The sequence below is a fragment of the Actinoplanes sp. NPDC026670 genome, assembly GCF_040638175.1.
In the GTDB taxonomy this organism is placed as follows: domain Bacteria; phylum Actinomycetota; class Actinomycetes; order Mycobacteriales; family Micromonosporaceae; genus Actinoplanes.
Map to the genome: position 1 here is coordinate 1 of NZ_JBEZXU010000229.1, position 1,023 is coordinate 1,023.

Annotated in this window: 1 protein-coding gene; it reads right to left on the reverse strand. The window is 70.1% G+C overall.

The window, feature by feature from the left end:
• Window positions 1–201 precede the first annotated feature (201 nt).
• Window positions 202–954: a hypothetical protein gene (locus AB0E94_RS53310; RefSeq protein WP_357097999.1), complete on the reverse strand. Its 753-nt coding sequence runs from the start codon at window positions 952–954 to the stop codon at window positions 202–204.
• Window positions 955–1,023: the final 69 nt, after the last annotated feature.

Here is a 1,023-nt window from a genome sequence, read left to right on the forward strand (position 1 = left end):
TGGTTCCGGAAACGTCCCACAACCTCCTTCCGGGACCCACTTCAACCCGAACCAAGATCACCCTTAGCGTGGCTTTCCCGAACGTTGGTCATCACGGGCCGGGCCCAGCTCACCGACACGACACTGCCCCGGCTAGCCGAGCGCACCGGCCACCCCGTGGCGGTGATCCGCGACGCCTTGGACCACCTCGCCGACCGTCAGCTAGCCGTGCTGTACCGGCACGGCGTGATCGTCGATGAGGCCGTCGCGCTGGCCGAGCACGCTCGTTTCCAGCTGCGCGTCGCGTCTGTCCCACGCCGGCTGTCCGGGCCTGCTGGCCAGTAGGTGAGGCACCCGGCACCGCGCTTCGATCCACTGACGGGACACCGGGCAGATCCATCCGGCGACCAGCAGCGCCGTCGTCCGCAGCTCGTCGATCGGCCGGTTGAACATCGGCTCGTTGTGCGCCATCCGGTTGCGGGCCAGGTGAAGGTCACGGACCGCGTCGCTGACGTCGCGGCGCATACCGCGCCCCCGCAACTGCGGGAACGCCTGGCGGAGGCAATCGAGCCACAGGGTGCGCTCGTACCGGCTGGCCACCAGGTAGCGCCAGAAGCCGAGCGTGAGCTCGGCGACCACCCTGCCAGGAGCCTCGGTGCGGCCGTCACGAGTCGCGCGGCGGCGCGCGGTGGCCACGTCACGAGCCGCGTCCACGGTCAGCAGGTCACCGGGGTCCAGGTACCAGCGCGGCTCGCCGTGGCAAGCGGTCGACCATACGGTCAGCGCGTCGTGCATGGCGTTGCGGAGCAGCACCTCCAGATGGCCCAACGTGGTGCCCAGCGCCCCGGAAACCTCGGCGTTCCACTCGTAGAGCGCCACAGCGGCGGCAAGATCCCCACCGCACGCCGCCCGGTACGGTCCCAGCCGCTCGGCCGACAACCGCCGCTCCAGGACCATCAACTCAGCCGGTCCCACCACAGCCCACCCTTATTCCGCACCGCAGCGACAGACGCGCTATGCTAGCTGCGAAGACCCCGGTCGCCC